This is a genomic window from Carnobacterium sp. ISL-102 (genome assembly GCF_018612935.1).
Classification (GTDB): Bacteria; Bacillota; Bacilli; order Lactobacillales; family Carnobacteriaceae; genus Carnobacterium_B; species Carnobacterium_B alterfunditum.
Genome location: NZ_JAGGRF010000003.1, coordinates 318,036 through 334,181, shown reverse-complemented (window position 1 = coordinate 334,181; position 16,146 = coordinate 318,036). Strand labels below are relative to the sequence as shown.

Below are 16,146 nucleotides of genomic sequence, written 5' to 3'. Positions count from 1 at the left end.
GATTTTAATGGATTTAAAAAAAGCTCGCATTATAACAGCTATGACAACTCCATTTGATGAACAAGGATCGGTTGATTATGGGAAATTAGAAAAATTGATCGATTTCTTGCTTGAAAATGGAACCGAAGGACTAGTTGTGGGAGGAACAACTGGTGAATCTCCTACACTAGCTCATGAGGAAAAAGTAGCATTATATCGTAAAACAGTTGAACTAACAGCAGGACGTGTTCCAATCATTGCCGGTACAGGATCATTTAATACGGCTGAAACGATTGCTTTTACAAAAGAGGTTGAAAACATTGCTGGCATCGATGCAGCACTAGTAGTGGTTCCTTATTACAGCAAACCCAATCAAGCTGGTTTATACGCTCATTTTGAAGCGGTGGCGGCTAGTACAACCCTACCAATCATTATTTATAATGTTCCTGGTCGTACGAGTGTGTCTATTGATCCTGAGACGACGATCAAACTTTCCACTATTAAAAATATCATTGGTGTGAAAGAATGTTTAGGTCTAGATGCTGTAAGTGAAGAAATCAAAAGAACTTCTGAAGATTTCTTAGTCTATACTGGTGAAGATGGAAATGCTTTTCCTGCAAAATGTATAGGGGCTACTGGTGTGATTTCTGTAGCTAGTCATGTTTTAGGGAATGAAATCTCTAAAATGTACGATTTTTTAGAAACAGGTTCTTTGGCTGAAGCGGCACAGATACACCGTGATTTGGTTCCAAAAATGAATAGTTTGTTCAGCGTCCCCTCTCCGGCACCGGTTAAATTGGTACTAAATCATTTAGGAATTAATGTAGGCGGTGTAAGATTGCCATTAGTGGCTTGTACGAAAGAAGAAGAAGAAGTTATATTGAAAGCATTAAATTTAAAAAAATAAAAATAATAAATTGAAAGTAAAAGAGGTGAAGAAATGAGTACAATAAAAATTATCCCACTAGGTGGCGTGCGCGAAAATGGAAAAAATATGTATGCTGTTGAAGTGGACGAAGACATATTCGTTTTAGACTGTGGATTGATGTATCCTGAAACAGAATTACTAGGAATAGATGTAGTCATTCCTGACTTTAGTTATTTAGAAGAAAATAGAAATCGTGTTACTGGAGTATTTCTAACACATGGACATGAAGACGCAATTGGAGCATTGCCTTATTTCCTTCAAAAATTTGATGTTCCCGTATTTGGAACTGAACTAACGATAGCATTTGCAAAGTTATTTGTTGAAAAAGATAGTCAAGTGAGTACATTTGATGACTACCACATTATTGATGAAAATACTGAGATAGAATTTGGTGATGTAATTGCCAGTTTCTTCAGAACAACCCATACTATTCCTGATTCTGTTGGGATAGCTCTTAAAACAACTGAAGGAAGCATCGTTTATACAGGCGATTTTAAATTCGACCAAAGTGCTAAACCAATGTACCAAAGTAATTTATCCCGTATTGCTGATATCGGAAAAGACAATGTTTTAGCATTATTAAGCGATTCAAGCGAAGCTGAAAGTCCGATTGAGAATATAAGTGATTTGAAAGTAGCAGAAGAAGTATTGGATACATTCCAAAATGCTAACGGCCGTATCATTGTTGCAAGCGTAGCGAGCAATATTTTGCGTATTCAACAAGTATTAGACGCTGCTCAAAAATCGCATAAAAAGATTTTTATCACTGGGAGTAATCTTGAAAAAATCGTTCAAATTGCAATGCAGTTGAATAAACTTCAATTGCCAAGTGAAGATTTAATCGTCCCAATAGCAGACATTGAAAAATACGATGATCAACAGATAGTTGTTTTGGAAACAGGAGCTACGGGTGAGCCTATTAAGACATTATCGCGCATGGCGAAAGGGAAGCACACTCAAGTGAATATAAAAGAGGGCGACTTAGTTTATATCGTAACAAGCCCATCAACTGCAATGGAAGTAACCGTTGCCCAAACAGAAAACTTGATTTATCGAGCAGGCGGAACGGTAAAACATATTTCAGATAATTTGAAAGCTTCTGGTCATGCTACTCCTAATGATTTAAAATTAATGATCAACTTGATCAAACCAACTTATTTCATTCCGGTTCAAGGACAATATCGTATGCTTTCTGCACACGCAAAACTTGCACATGAAGTAGGAATGTCATACAAAAATATCTTTATTCCAGGTAAAGGCGACATCATGGAATACAAAAATAACCGTATGCATGTAGCAGGTCAAGTGACTGTTGGTAATACGATGGTCGATGGTATTGGAATAGGCGATATTGGAAATATTGTTTTACGCGATCGCAAATTGCTATCAGAAGATGGTATATTCGTAGCGGTAGTTACTATTAATCGCAGAAAGAGTAAAATTATCTCAGGTCCTGAAGTTATGACTAGAGGGTTTGTATATGTTAAAGACAATACTGATTTAGTCAATCAAAGCAATGAGATTATTAGAAAAGTAGTCGAAGAGAATTTAAACCGAAAAGAATTTGAATGGAGTCGTCTCAAGCAAGAAATTAGAGATGCTTTAAATAAACATCTTTTTGAACAAACACGTAGACGTCCAGTTATTCTACCAATTATTATGGAAACAAGTTCACGTAACCGTAGAAATTAATTAGACTAAAAAACTCTCATTTCCTTTTAAAGGAAATGAGAGTTTTTTTGTTAGATGGCAGAAAAAAGAGCACTCACAAAATGTGAATGCTCTTTAACTGTGTTTAATGAAAGATTATTTTGTTACGCCTTCAGTCCATTCAGCGACACGGTCTGGATTCTCTTCAATCCAAGCTTCTGCTGCATCTTCAGGATCTTCACCTTCAGAAATAGCTAGCATAATGCTTTCCATTTCTTCAGTAGTCCAATTAAATTGATCTAATACTTGATAAGCTTCAGGTAGATCTTCTTCTAAGCCTTTACGAGCCATAGTGTTGATTGTTTCTTCTCCACCAAATGCACCTTCAGGATCTTCAAGATATTTCAAGTCATAAGTGGCGAACATCCAATGTGGAGACCAGCCGGTAATGATAATTTCTTCTTCATTTTTAATAGCTTGACCTAATTCAACAGTCATTGCACCAGATGAAGAAGTTTTAAGGTTCCAATCACTCAAGTTAGGGTAAGTTTCTAACGCTGTTTCAGTTGCGGCAACGACACCAGCACCAGGTTCGATACCTGTGATGGTCATTTCAGCTTCATCAGCAAGGTCAGCGATAGAATCGACATCCATATATTCAGGAACAACTAAACCAACTTTTGCGCCTTCTAAGTTCGAGCCTAAGTCAACCACTTGATCGCCATACTCTTCAAATTGAGAACCATGAGTTTCAGGTAGCCAAGCAGCTACCATTGCATCAGCATCGCCACTAGATACGGCTTGCCACATAACAGCGTTATCTAATGGTGTCAATGATACGTCATAGCCTAAGTTTTCTAAAACTTTACCGATAACGTTAGTAGAAGCAACTTCACTATCCCATTCTACATAAGCTAAATCAATTTCTTGGCCATTACCAACGTTTGTAGCTTCATCATCGGCAGTTTCTTCTGTTGCGCAACCTGCAGCAACTAATGACAAACCTAGACCTGCTGTAAGCCCTAAATATTTCCAGTTTAATTTTTTCATAATTGATAAATCTCTCCTTTATATTTAAATTAAATCTTTTAGTAAGATTATTTTAGATAGAATAAAACGATTATTTTATTACGCCTTCAGTCCATTCAGCGACACGGTCTGGATTTTCTTCAATCCAAGTTTCTGCTGCATCTTCAGGATCTTCACCTTCAGAAATAACTAACATAAGGCTTTCCACTTCTTCAGAAGTCCAGTTAAATTGATCCAATACTTGGTAAGCTTCAGGCATATCTTCTTCTAAACCCTCACGTGCCATAGTATTGATTGTTTCTTCTCCACCAAATGCACCTTCAGGATCTTCAAGATATTTCAAATCATAAGTGGCAAACATCCAATGTGGAGACCAACCAGTGATGACAATTTCTTCTTCATTTTTTATAGCTTGGCCTAACTCAATAGCCATCGCGCCAGATGAAGAAGTTTTAATTTCCCAATCACTCAAGTTAGGGTAAATTTCTAATGCTGTTTGGGTTGCAGCAACGATACCAGAACCAGGTTCGATACCTGTGATGCCCTTTTCAGCTTCATCAGTAAGGTCAGCGATAGAATCGGCATCCATATATTTAGGAACAACTAAACCAAGTACTGCACCTTCTAAGTTCACTCCTAGGTTAACCATTTGGTCACCATATTCATTAAGCTGAGGACCATGAGTTTCAGGCAGCCAAGCAGCTACCATTGCATCAGCATTGCCACTAGCTACGGCTTGCCACATGACGGCGTTATCTAATGGTGTCAATGTTACATTATAGCCTAAATTTTCTAAAACTTTACCGATAACGTTAGTAGAAGCGACTTCAGTATCCCATTCTACATAAGCTAATTCAATTTCTTGTCCTTTACCAACGTTTGTAGCTTCATCTTCTGTTGTTTCTTCTGTTGCGCAACCTGCAGCAACTAATGATAATCCTAAACCTACTGTAAGACTTAAATATTTCCAGTTTAATTTTTTCATAATTGATAAATTTCTCCTTTATAATTAAATCAAATTTCCGAGTAAAAGATTGTTAAATAGAACGAATTATTTTTTGTTTAATTTTTGTGTCAGACGATCAATGATGATCGCCAAGACAACTAAACCTAAACCAGATACGAAACCTGTACCGACTTGAGCACGTTGTAGGGAAGAAAGAACTTCTCTACCCAAACCAGGTGCCCCGATCATTGAAGCAATAACGACCATTGATAAAGCCAACATAACGGTCTGGTTGATACCAGCCATAATAGTTGATTTAGCTAAAGGCAGTTCGACTTTAAATAATTTTTGAGCGCCGGTGCTACCAAATGATTCAGCAGCTTCAACTAGCTCAAATGAAACTTGTCTGATCCCAAGGTTAGTAAAACGAACAGTGGGTGGGATAGCAAAAATTAAAGAAGCGAACACTCCTGGGACCATACCAATACCAAAGAACGCAACTGCCGGAATTAAATAGACAAATGCAGGCATTGTTTGCATGAAATCAAGAATAGGAGCAATAATTGCATTCGCAATTTTACTTTTAGCCATCAAAATCCCAAATGGAACGCCAATAACAATAGACAATAAACTAGCAACCAAGACTAAAGTCAAGGTATTCATTAAGTCTGACCAAAGATCTTGATTATAAATGAACCAAAGACCAATTATTGAAAATGTAGCTAATCCGAATGTTTTCTTTGAAGCAAAGAAAGCAATCGCAGCAATAATCAAAATAAACAAAATAGGAGGAACTAATAATAAGGTTTCTGTTGTAAATTCCATTGCAATTTCAGAATATTTTTGGATTGGATCAAACAAGAAAGCAAAAGTATCTGTTAACCAAACTGTAAGGTTCTCAACTCCGTCTGCTACGGGTAATTCTGGGATGATATCTAATATACTAGACATTTTCAAGGACCTCACTTTCTCCTGCAAGAGCGGCTATTACAGCACCTCTGACAATAATACCAACTAATTTACCTTCATCGACAACTGCCACTGGTGTAGTTGAATCATGAATAACTGTAAAGATATCATTCATTGATGTTGTTCTAGTAACAGTGGGGATATCAACTTTAAGGATACTATCAATTGTTTCAATATTTTTCTTACGAGCAGCTGAAGCATCTTCAGCTGTGATATAGCCTAAAAGAGTGCGGTGACTATCTACAACTAGCATACTTGATATTCCTTGTTTACGCATTTGCTCTAGTGCAAAGCGTGGTCCGTGATTTTTAATATTTAAAGTCTCTGGACGTTGCATAATATTTTCGGCTGTCAATACTTTAGAACGATCAACGTCTTCAATGAATTTTTCAACGTAATCATTTGCAGGGTGAGTTAATATTTCTTCAGGTGAACCAATTTGTACAATTGATCCATCTTTCATTAAGGCAATTTTATCGCCTATTCTTAAAGCTTCATTTAAATCATGAGTAATGAAGATAATGGTTTTTTTAACATTGGATTGAAGCTCGATTAATTCATCTTGCATTTCACGACGTATCAAAGGATCTAATGCTGAGAACGCTTCGTCCATTAATAAAATTTCAGGATCATTAGCTAAAGCACGTGCTAATCCAACTCTTTGCTGCATTCCACCGGATAATTGATTAGGGAATTGATCTTTATAATCGCCTAATCCTGCATTATCTAAAGCTTTTTGAGCTTTTTGTTCTCTTTCAGCTTTTTCCATACCTTGAATTTCTAATCCGTATTCGGTATTTTCTAGAATAGTCCGATGAGGGAAAAGACCAAAATTTTGGAAAACCATACTCATTTTTTCTCTTCGTACTTGACGCAATGCTTTCTTATCCATAGTAGATAAGTTTTCATTATCTATATAAATATTTCCTTTAGTTGGATCAATCAGACGATTGAACATTCGAACAAGAGTTGATTTCCCACTACCGGATAATCCCATAATAACAAAAATCTCACCCTCTTCAACCGTAAAACTAACATCATCGACTCCAACAGTGACCCCAGTTTCTTTAAATATTTCTTGCTTAGATTTCTGTTGATCTAACAGTTCTAAGGCTTGCGTTGTTTTTTTACCAAAAACTTTTGTTACATTTTCAATAGTTATTTTTGACAAAATAACAGCTCCTTCCCATTTTTTATTTATGAATCTCAAATTAACTAACCAAAAATGATTAAGATAGAATTGAAACATAAATTGATTAGCAAACCACCGTCAAAAGTGGTTTTTCAAAAAATCTTTTTTAAGAAAAATTAACATCAATTATTCTTAAAAAAAACATTTCTAAATTAGATACAAGTGTAAGTGTAACACGAATGTCATAAAAAAAAAAATAAAACCATTTTCAAAAATAAGCTTTAGTAGCCCTTTTTTGCCTTTGCAATAGACCTTAGAGCATTTAATAAAAAAGTAATCTTTTTTTAAAAAAACGTTTTCATTCCTCTTTTTATGAGTTACCTTAAAAAAGATAGGTATGAAGTTAAAGATAAAACTTGTGATTTTTTTGTGAGATTGATAGACTTATTTCATGTAATTAAAAGGTTAGAAAAGAGGTAGAGGATCAATGTTGACAAAAGTGCAGAAAATAATAATAAAGGATACCGAAGAATATGTCTATCACCTGTTAAAAGATGATGCTAGTGGCCATGATTGGTGGCATATCGATCGTGTCAGAAAGCTAGCTAAAAATATAGCTGAAAACGAACTAGAAGACATAAACCTCTTTGTCTGTGAAATGGCGGCTCTTTTGCATGATGTAGCAGATGGGAAGTTAAATGATACAGAAGCTGAAGGAGAAAAGAAAGTTAGAAATTGGCTATCACAGTATCGATTGACAAAAGAAGAAACTCAGCAAATAATGGAAATTATTCTTCATCTATCTTATAAGGGTGGAACAAATAAAGTAGTATTATTTTCTATAGAAGGGAAAATCGTTCAAGATGCAGATCGTCTAGATGCAATGGGCGCAATTGGGATTGCACGAACGATGGCCTATTCTGGGTCAAAAAATCGTTTGATTCATGACCCAGCAAAAAAAGCACGTGACCATCTTACAATAGAAGAATATCGTTCTGGCGAAGATACTGCCATTATGCATTTTTATGAAAAATTATTAAGATTAAAAGACGAAATGAATACAACTGTTGGGGAACAACTAGCAGAAAAAAGGCATGTTTATATGGAAGATTATTTGAGAGAATTTTACGCTGAATGGGATGGAGAAAGGTAAAGTCCTGTTAAAAATCAACTTGATTTGAGATAACGAGGTAGGGGAGGTCAACTGATGAATGGAATAGAAGAACTTATATTAATAGAGGCGACTGTAGGCGATATTCCTATGATAGAAAATTATGTGATAGAAGAAAATCCTTATACAGTGACACCAATAGATGGGATGACGGAAAGTTTACATGAATATAAAAAATACCCGATTTTGATTTTAGATAAAGATAAAATGGTGGGTTTTTTTATTCTTCAAATAGGAGAATCCATTTTAAACTATACTTCAAATCCTCATGCAATTTTATTAAAAGACCATTCAGTTGATAAGCGTTATCAAAAAAGAGGCTATGGAAAATTATCAATGGAAAAATTGCCTGAATTTATAAAAAAACATTTCTCTTCTATTAATGAGGTTATTTTATTGATTGATTATGATAACATTGGTGGACAAATGATGTATTTAAAATCAGGGTTTAAGGATACTAAAAAAAGAGTAAAAGAGTTAAATGGGTACAAGTTTATCTATTCTAAAATCATAATAAACTAATTTGAAAAATAGAATAAGAATAAGCTAAAGAGATGATTGACAATTTTAAACAATAACCGTATCATAATGTGTGTAATGAAAATTGAATGAACAACCATCACAAAGGGGTGCCTTAAAAAGCTGAGATTGAATCAATTGATTCTAACCCTTGGAACCTGTTCGTTAGTACGAACGTAGGGATTGTGACGGGGACGAAATATTGTTTTGTAAAATAATAATTCGAGCTCCTCCTTTGATGTGTGGCACTGTTCAACACATTTAAGGAGGAGTTTTTTTTGAGTAATGATCGATTACGCGTTTGGATAGAAGGAACGATATTTGCTGCTTTAGCCATTGTGTTGTCAATGATTCCAACAAATATTGGAACAGGTTTTACTGTTTCTTTAGGAATGATCCCATTAACGTTATTTGCTTTTAGACGTGGCTTTTTGGCAGCGTCGTCAGCAGGATTTCTCTGGGGCATATTACATTTTCTGATGGGGACTGCTAGTATTTTACATCCATTGCAAGGATTTATAGAATATTTTATTGCCTTTGCATTTGTTGGGTTTGCAGCTGTCGTCAAAAGGCCCTTGTATAGTGCCTTCGAAAACAATAATAGGATCAAACAGTATCAATTTATTGTAATAGGAACAATTATTGGTACAATTGCTCGTTTTTTCTGGCATTTCGTTGCGGGTTATTATTTTTGGGGAAGCTATGCTCCAGAAGGCATGAACCCGATATGGTACTCTTTTATTGCGAATGGAGGAAGTGCACTAGCCACTGGGATCGCAACAAGTATAGTATTAGTTATCATAGCTAAAACTACGCCAACTTTATTTTTGAAAAAATAAAAAATAATTATAAATTTACTTAAATACTTTTATTAAGGGGATTAGACACTAGTTCTGATCTCTTTTTTAATAAAGCATGTCTGATGAATGGCTAATTTCTAGTAGCTAAAAGAAAAGTGAAGTAGTAAGATTAGACGATAACGAAGTTTGAGAGGAATAACGCAATGAACATACTAATATACATATTTTCAGGCTTTTTCATTTTAAATACCATATTTGCTGTTATTACGGTATTTCGTGAAAAACGAGATATTGCGGCTACTTGGGCATGGTTGCTTGTATTGCTTCTATTGCCAGGGATTGGGTTTATTTTTTATCTGTTTGTAGGTAAAAAATTGACCCGTGAAAAAATATTCGATATCAAATCCCAAGAGAACATTGGAATGCCAGAGCTTGTTCAAGCTCAAAAAGATATGCTGGCAGAGGATGAAGAGCTATTGTCTGCTAAACAAGCTACTGAAAATGCAAAAGAGATGGCTAGTTTATTTTTAGAAAGCGATGAATCTATCTTAACTAAAGGAAATAAAGTAGAATTATTTACTGATGGAGCCAAAAAATTTGAGTCTCTGATTGAAGATATTTCTAAAGCTGAACACCATATCCATATGATTTATTATATTATCCATAATGATAAGATAGGCAACCGTGTCCTTAAAGCGTTAGAAGAAAGAGCAGCAGCAGGAGTCGATGTTTTAGTCATTTATGATGCATTAGGCTCTCGATCACTAAAGTCGAACTTTTTTAAACCATTGAAAAAATTGGGTGGAAAAGCTGAACCATTTTTTGGATCAAAACTTCCAATCATTAATTTGCGATTTAACTATCGTAATCACCGTAAAATCGTGATTATTGATGGAAAAATTGGGTATACTGGTGGTTTCAATGTGGGAGATGAATACTTAGGCGAATATAAGAAATTCGGCTACTGGAGAGATACTCATTTAAAAATACAAGGTAATTCGGTATTAGCTCTTCAGAGTCGCTTTTTAATGGATTGGAATGCAGCTGTTCCTAAGCATAAATTGGAATATGCAGAGAACTACTTTCCTTTGATCGATAAAAAAGGACACTCAAATGTTCAAGTTGTTTCGAGTGGACCTGATTCGGACGTTGAACAAATCAAAAAAGGCTATATCAAAATGATCAGTATGGCTAAGGAATCTGTTTTTATTCAAACGCCTTATTTTGTTCCTGATGATTCAGTAATAGAATCGATCCAAATTGCAGTTATGTCTGGTATCGACGTAAAAATTATGATACCGAATAAACCAGATCACCCGTTTATTTATCGTGCAACAATGTATTATGCAGCAGCAATGGTCGCCGTTGGAGCAGAAGTTTATATTTATGACAATGGATTTTTACATTCTAAAACAGTGGTTGTTGATGGAGATATTTGTTCAATTGGTACAGCAAATTTTGATATTCGAAGTTTTAAACTAAATTTTGAAGTGAATGTATTTATTTATGATTGTAAAGTTGCACAAGAACAACAAAAATTTTTCTACGAAGATATGAAGAAAAGTTACTTGTTAACGCAGGAGATACTGGATAATCAGTCTAAATGGTTAAAATTAAAGCAAACTTTTTCACGATTATTTTCTCCAATATTGTAAAAATCTAATGAAATAGCCATAGAAAAATAGCCTAATTTGATTTTTTACTTACAATTCGATACTTTAAGCGAGATTTGAACAACTCCCCCTTGTTCAGATCTCTTTTTTAGGAGAAAAACTGATAAAAAATCATCAAATTTGAATAGATCAAATATATTTGAGATAATAAAATTAATTACAGTCAAAAAAAAGAAATTATAAAGAAATTATATAATGAGGTGAACGGATTGATAGAATTTAAAAATGTTTCCAAAGTATATAAAAATGGAAAAAAAGCCGTCGATAATATCAACCTTATATTTAACGATGGAGAGTTTATTGTTTTCATCGGTACAAGCGGAAGTGGAAAAACAACTTCGATGCGTATGATAAACAGAATGATCGAACCAACTTCAGGTCAAATCTTAATTGATGGGGAAGATATTATGGAGAAAGACCCTGTTCGCTTGAGACGGAAAATAGGTTATGTTATTCAACAAATCGGTCTAATGCCACACATGACGATCTATGATAATATTGTCATTGTTCCTAAATTATTAAAATGGCCAGAAGAGAAGCAACGTGAAGCTGCTGAACGGTTGCTTGCAAAAGTAGATTTGCCAAAAGAGTTTTTGTCACGCTATCCAGCGGAACTTTCAGGAGGTCAACAACAAAGAATTGGCGTTATTCGTGCCTTAGCAGCCGATCAAGATATTATTCTGATGGATGAACCATTTGGAGCACTAGATCCTATCACTAGAGATGCTTTGCAAGAACTAGTAAAAGAGCTGCAAAAAGAGATGGGAAAAACGTTTATTTTTGTTACTCATGATATGGACGAAGCCTTAAAATTAGCTGATCGTATTGTGATTATGCAAGAGGGACGTGTGGTGCAATTCGATACTCCTGATAACATATTGGCTGAGCCGGCTAATCAATTTGTAGAAGATTTTATTGGAGAAGATCGGTTGATCCAAGCTAGATCAAATATACAAACTGTAGATCAAGTTATGATAAAAAATCCAATCTCAGTAACCCCTGGGAAATCTATTTCAGAGGCTATTCGCTTAATGCGAGATAAACGGGTCGATTCATTATTTGTTACGGACGATTCAGGTGTCTTAAAAGGATATGTAGATATTGAAAGAATTGATCGTAACCGCAAACGAGCTACATGCGTAGGGGATATTATGGTAGAAAAAGTTTACTTTGTTCGAGAAGGAACCCTGTTAAGAGATACAGTTCAAAAAATACTAAAGCGCGGCTTTAAAAATATTGCAGTTGTAGATGATAAAAATCGTTTAATAGGTTTGGTCACTCGTGCATCATTGGTGGATGTTGTTTATGATACTATATGGGGCGAAGAAGAAGAACTGGCAAATGGCAGTCTTTTCGAAGCAACCACTCCTGAAAAACTTAATGAATAGAGGAGGAAAAAATAATGGCTGAATTTTTTGCAGCAAATGGCTCTGATTTGCTCCTGAAGACATGGGAACATTTTTATATTTCAGCATTTGCATTGATATTAGGTGTTATCGCAGCTGTCCCTTTAGGAATAGCATTAACGCGGTTTGAAAAAAGCGCTAAATTTATTATTGGTGTAGCTACTATCCTACAAACTGTTCCCTCTTTAGCGTTGTTGGCTCTAATGATCCCTATATTTGGAATTGGGAAGGTACCGGCAATCGCTGCATTGTTTATCTATTCATTATTGCCTATTTTGAGAAATACTTACATAGGCATGAACGGAGTAGATGTTAATTTAAAAGACGCAGGCAAAGGAATGGGGATGACCAATCTACAGATGATTCGTCGTGTTGAGCTGCCCCAAGCTGCACCAGTTATTATGGCAGGAATTCGGTTATCCGGTGTTTATGTAATATCTTGGGCAGCTTTAGCATCTTTTATTGGTGCTGGGGGGTTAGGCGATTTCATCTTTAATGGATTAAATCTTTTTATCCCTAGTCTAATTATCGGTGGAACTATTCCGGTGACTATGCTTGCATTGTTAACAGATTTTGGACTAGGAAAACTAGAAAAAAAAGTAACACCTAGAATGATGCAAGGAAATGAATAGGAGGGCTTCAGCTATGAATAAAATTCAAAAAATTGCTGCCCTTTTTATGACAGCAATAGTATTAAGCAGTTGTTCATTACCTGGTCTAGGTGGTGGGTTTAATGAAGAAGGGATAACGATTACCGGTGGTTCAACTACAGAACAACAGATCCTAGGTTATATTGTTGAAGGGATGGCTGAACATTATATCGATATAGACGCTCAAATCGTAAATAATCTGGGATCATCTTCTTTAAACCATCAAGCTTTGATAGGTGGAGATGCTAATGTAGCTGCTATAAAATATACAGGAACTTCTTTGACAGGTGAATTAGGAGAAAGTCCGGTTACTGATCCTGAAAAAGCATTAAATTTAGTTGTAGATGGATTTGCTGCTGAGTTTGATCAAAAATGGTTTCCAACATATGGTTTTGCGAATACGTATGCTTTTATGGTGACAAAAGAACTTGCAGATGAACATGACTTAGTTACAATTAGTGATCTGGAAAAAATAGCTGGTGAATTAGATGCCGGAGTAGATACTTCTTGGATCCAACGTGAAGGGGACGGTTATAATGCGTTTTTAAAGACGTATGATTTTGATTTTAAACGTGTATATCCTATGCAAATTGGGTTGGTTTACAATGCATTACAAGCTGAAGAAATGGATGTTGTGTTAGGCTATTCAACGGATGGACGTATTAAAAGTTACGACCTGATTGTTTTGGAAGATGATAAGCAATTATTTCCTCCTTATGATGCCAGCCCACTTGCGACTTTTGAAGTGTTAGAAGCTTATCCTGAATTAAATGAAGTATTATTGAAATTACAAAATTCTATAACAAATGAAAAGATGCAAGAATTAAACTATATTTCAGATAATAATTTAATCGAACCTAAAGTTGTAGCCGATGATTTCTTGAAAGAAAATAATTATTTTGAAGCTGTCGAAGTAAATGAAGAAGGAGGCACACAGTAATGGATATGGCACAAATGAATATATGGGAACAATTAATTTTCTATTTTTCTGAAAATGGGTTATATATATGGAGCCAATTTATTCGCCACTTTTTGATATCGATTTATGGTGTGCTTTTTGCTGGGATTATTGGTGTTCCTCTTGGTTTCTGGATTTCTCGCCATGGAAAATTAGCAGACTGGGTAATTGGAGCAGCTAATGTGATCCAAACCATTCCTTCATTAGCGATGTTATCTATCTTAATGTTGGGTCTGGGTTTAGGTGTGAATACGGTTATTACAACAGTATTTTTATATTCATTATTGCCAATCATTAAAAACACCTACGCAGGAGTTAAAAACGTAGATAAAAATATTTTAGATTCAGGTAAAGGGATGGGTATGACAAAATGGCAGTTAACCTATATGGTTGAACTTCCTTTAGCCTTGTCTGTTATTATGGCTGGAATCCGTAATGCTATGGTAGTCGGCATTGGAGTAACGGCAATCGGAACCTTTATTGGTGCTGGAGGTCTAGGTGATATTATCACCAGAGGAGTAAATGTAACTGATGGAGGAGCCATTATCCTTGCGGGCGCTATCCCTGCAGCTTTAATGGCAGTAATCAGTGATCTGATATTAGGTTGGATCGAGAAAAAACTGGACCCAACAAAAAATAAAAGAATATTAACATGATACCTTAAGTAACCGAAAAAATAAGTAGGATAATTAAAAAGCTCTCCTTTAGGTTAAATTAAATGATTTTAGATTTAATTGACGTAAGGGGAGTTTTTTTGTCTATTTTTAAATTGAAGAAACGATTAAAAGTGTAAACGAAAATTAATTTAGGGCAATCGAATATGTCTTATATCACTAGGAAGAATAAGGTAAGTCATATGAGTAAGAGGATCCTCTAAGACGATTTGCGATCTTTTAAAAGGGGCACATCTAATATAACCAGTGGATTCAGTTAAACGAGCTTGATTTTTTAGTTGATTCAATTGTAAAATAATTTTCTTCTTTTTAGTAAAAGCTTGAGTTAAAAAAAAACTAATCTGCTCTCTGGGCATTTGTGGCAAAAAAGCTATTTCATCAGTCGTAGTAGATAAAAAGAATTTTTTTTGTAAAAAGTTAAAGGGATGAACTTGCTCTTCTAAAGTGTTTTTTTTCATCTGTATTCCTCCGAACGTTTGTTTGATAATTATATTATACGAACAAACGTTCAACAAAGCAAGTTGTTTAATTATTTTTTAAAAGTTTCTATTTTTCTGAAAAAATGGCATAATAAAAAGTAAGAATATATAGATTTATAAAAAAGGAGGTTTAGTAATGGATTATAAAATTATTGCAGATTCATGTTGTGATCTACCGTTAGCTTTTATAAAAAATAATGATATTGAAATTATAAATTTAATGATCAACCTTGATGGAAAAGATTTTGTGGATGATATGGGAGAGACTTTTGACAGAGATGCTTTTTTTGAGGCTTTAAAAAACGGTGCAAAGGCTACTAGTTCCCAAGTCAACATTGGGACATTTATAGAAGTATTCAAAAAGTATGTTGTTAAAGGACAACCCATTATATTTTTAGGGTTATCTTCAGGTTTAAGCGGCTCTTACAATAACGCTTTAGCAGCTGTAGAAATATTGAAAGAAACATACGAACAAGTAAACATAACCATTGTTGACAGTAAAGCAGCTTGCTTGGGGGAAGGGCTCCTAGTATATGAAGCTGTAAATAGAAAAAAAGAAGGTCAGTCTTTAGAACAAGTTGTAAATTGGTTAGAAGACAATAAAATGAAACTTCATTCATGGGTAACAGTCGATGATATTAGGCATCTTGAACGCAGTGGGAGAATATCTTCAGTTTCTGCAACTCTTGGAAGTGTTTTGAATGTTAAGCCCATCATAGTTATGAATGAAAAAGGGGGCTTAGTTCCGTCCGCTAAAGTTAGAGGCAGAAAAAAATCATTACACTATTTAATTAATAAGACAGTTGAGGGTATAGTGGATCCGGAAAGTCAGACCATTTTTATTGGCCATGTCGGCGTTCCAGAAGAAGCTGAATGGATCAAAAAAGAGATTGAATCAAAAATCAAGGTGAAAGATATACAAATACATCCATATGGTCCAACGATTGCGACACATACTGGATTTGGATCAGTTGCGCTGTTCTCATTCGGCGAAGTAAGAAAATAAACGGTATTTTTTAATTTAGCAAAGCCTTAATAAGTAAAATAACTTGTCGATATATTAATGAAAGTAGTTGTTACTTTTTTTATTGATCTGCGTATAATGTTAAGATTTCTTCATTATGTAAATGCTGCTAACAGAACAATTATTTTATTGAAAAAACGCTCTAAACGTTGATTTTTA

13 protein-coding genes, 2 pseudogenes and 1 riboswitch are annotated in these 16,146 nt (G+C 34.8%); of the genes and pseudogenes, 11 read left to right on the top strand and 4 right to left on the bottom strand.

The annotated features are described in order from the left end of the window. The first annotated feature begins 7 nt into the window (after window positions 1-7). Both dapA and J7E16_RS03190 read left to right on the top strand, forming a co-directional pair. Window positions 8-886: a 4-hydroxy-tetrahydrodipicolinate synthase gene (gene dapA / locus J7E16_RS03195; RefSeq protein WP_214888572.1), complete on the top strand. Its 879-nt coding sequence runs from the start codon at window positions 8-10 to the stop codon at window positions 884-886. 33 nt (window positions 887-919) lie between these two features. Further along, window positions 920-2,599 carry a ribonuclease J gene (locus tag J7E16_RS03190; protein ID WP_214888570.1) on the top strand — a complete coding sequence of 560 codons (1,680 nt, stop codon included), beginning with the start codon at window positions 920-922 and terminating at the stop codon, window positions 2,597-2,599. A gap of 114 nt (window positions 2,600-2,713) precedes the next feature. On the opposite strand, the pseudogene J7E16_RS03185 reads toward J7E16_RS03190, so the two are convergent. The 3 genes and pseudogenes from J7E16_RS03185 to J7E16_RS03170 form a co-directional block, all read right to left on the bottom strand. Beyond that, a pseudogene (locus J7E16_RS03185) lies at window positions 2,714-3,481 on the bottom strand (glycine betaine ABC transporter substrate-binding protein); the annotation flags it as partial. Window positions 3,482-3,677: 196 nt separating this feature from the next. Continuing rightward, window positions 3,678-5,483, bottom strand: a pseudogene (locus J7E16_RS11380) (ABC transporter permease/substrate binding protein). Then, window positions 5,476-6,672: a quaternary amine ABC transporter ATP-binding protein gene (locus J7E16_RS03170; RefSeq protein WP_214888563.1), complete on the bottom strand. Its 1,197-nt coding sequence runs from the start codon at window positions 6,670-6,672 to the stop codon at window positions 5,476-5,478. The pseudogene J7E16_RS11380 and the gene J7E16_RS03170 overlap by 8 nt, the downstream one beginning before the upstream one ends. A 448-nt stretch (window positions 6,673-7,120) precedes the next feature. Here J7E16_RS03170 and J7E16_RS03165 point away from each other — a divergent pair, with 448 nt between their 5' ends. The 8 genes from J7E16_RS03165 (at window position 7,121) to J7E16_RS03130 (ending at window position 14,466) form a co-directional block, all read left to right on the top strand. Continuing rightward, window positions 7,121-7,786, top strand: a complete 666-nt coding sequence (locus J7E16_RS03165) for an HD domain-containing protein (protein ID WP_214888560.1) — start codon at window positions 7,121-7,123, stop codon at window positions 7,784-7,786. A gap of 54 nt (window positions 7,787-7,840) precedes the next feature. Further along, the gene (locus tag J7E16_RS03160; protein WP_214888557.1) at window positions 7,841-8,326 is read left to right on the top strand and encodes a GNAT family N-acetyltransferase; all 486 of its coding nucleotides are present in this window, start codon (window positions 7,841-7,843) and stop codon (window positions 8,324-8,326) included. A 93-nt stretch (window positions 8,327-8,419) separates the two neighbouring features. Beyond that, a riboswitch (TPP riboswitch) is annotated at window positions 8,420-8,523 on the top strand. A gap of 78 nt (window positions 8,524-8,601) precedes the next feature. Next, window positions 8,602-9,162 carry an energy-coupled thiamine transporter ThiT gene (gene thiT / locus J7E16_RS03155; protein WP_214888554.1) on the top strand — a complete coding sequence of 187 codons (561 nt, stop codon included), beginning with the start codon at window positions 8,602-8,604 and terminating at the stop codon, window positions 9,160-9,162. Between the two features lie 164 nt (window positions 9,163-9,326). After that, window positions 9,327-10,778: a cardiolipin synthase gene (gene cls, locus J7E16_RS03150; protein ID WP_214888550.1), complete on the top strand. Its 1,452-nt coding sequence runs from the start codon at window positions 9,327-9,329 to the stop codon at window positions 10,776-10,778. Window positions 10,779-11,005: 227 nt separating this feature from the next. Further along, the gene (locus J7E16_RS03145; protein ID WP_214888547.1) at window positions 11,006-12,184 is read left to right on the top strand and encodes a betaine/proline/choline family ABC transporter ATP-binding protein; all 1,179 of its coding nucleotides are present in this window, start codon (window positions 11,006-11,008) and stop codon (window positions 12,182-12,184) included. 14 nt (window positions 12,185-12,198) lie between these two features. Continuing rightward, on the top strand, window positions 12,199-12,834 hold the full coding sequence (locus tag J7E16_RS03140) for an ABC transporter permease (protein WP_214888544.1): 636 nt from the start codon (window positions 12,199-12,201) through the stop codon (window positions 12,832-12,834). 13 nt (window positions 12,835-12,847) lie between these two features. Continuing rightward, window positions 12,848-13,792, top strand: a complete 945-nt coding sequence (locus J7E16_RS03135) for an osmoprotectant ABC transporter substrate-binding protein (RefSeq protein ID WP_214888541.1) — start codon at window positions 12,848-12,850, stop codon at window positions 13,790-13,792. Between the two features lie 5 nt (window positions 13,793-13,797). Next, window positions 13,798-14,466, top strand: a complete 669-nt coding sequence (locus J7E16_RS03130; RefSeq protein WP_285439365.1) for an ABC transporter permease — start codon at window positions 13,798-13,800, stop codon at window positions 14,464-14,466. A 149-nt stretch (window positions 14,467-14,615) separates the two neighbouring features. Here J7E16_RS03130 and J7E16_RS03125 read toward each other — a convergent pair whose 3' ends face one another. After that, window positions 14,616-14,942 carry a hypothetical protein gene (locus J7E16_RS03125; protein WP_214888538.1) on the bottom strand — a complete coding sequence of 109 codons (327 nt, stop codon included), beginning with the start codon at window positions 14,940-14,942 and terminating at the stop codon, window positions 14,616-14,618. Window positions 14,943-15,099: 157 nt separating this feature from the next. Here J7E16_RS03125 and J7E16_RS03120 point away from each other — a divergent pair, with 157 nt between their 5' ends. Continuing rightward, complete coding sequence (locus tag J7E16_RS03120) at window positions 15,100-15,969, top strand: DegV family protein (protein ID WP_214888535.1); 870 nt, start codon at window positions 15,100-15,102, stop codon at window positions 15,967-15,969. Window positions 15,970-16,146 lie beyond the last annotated feature (177 nt).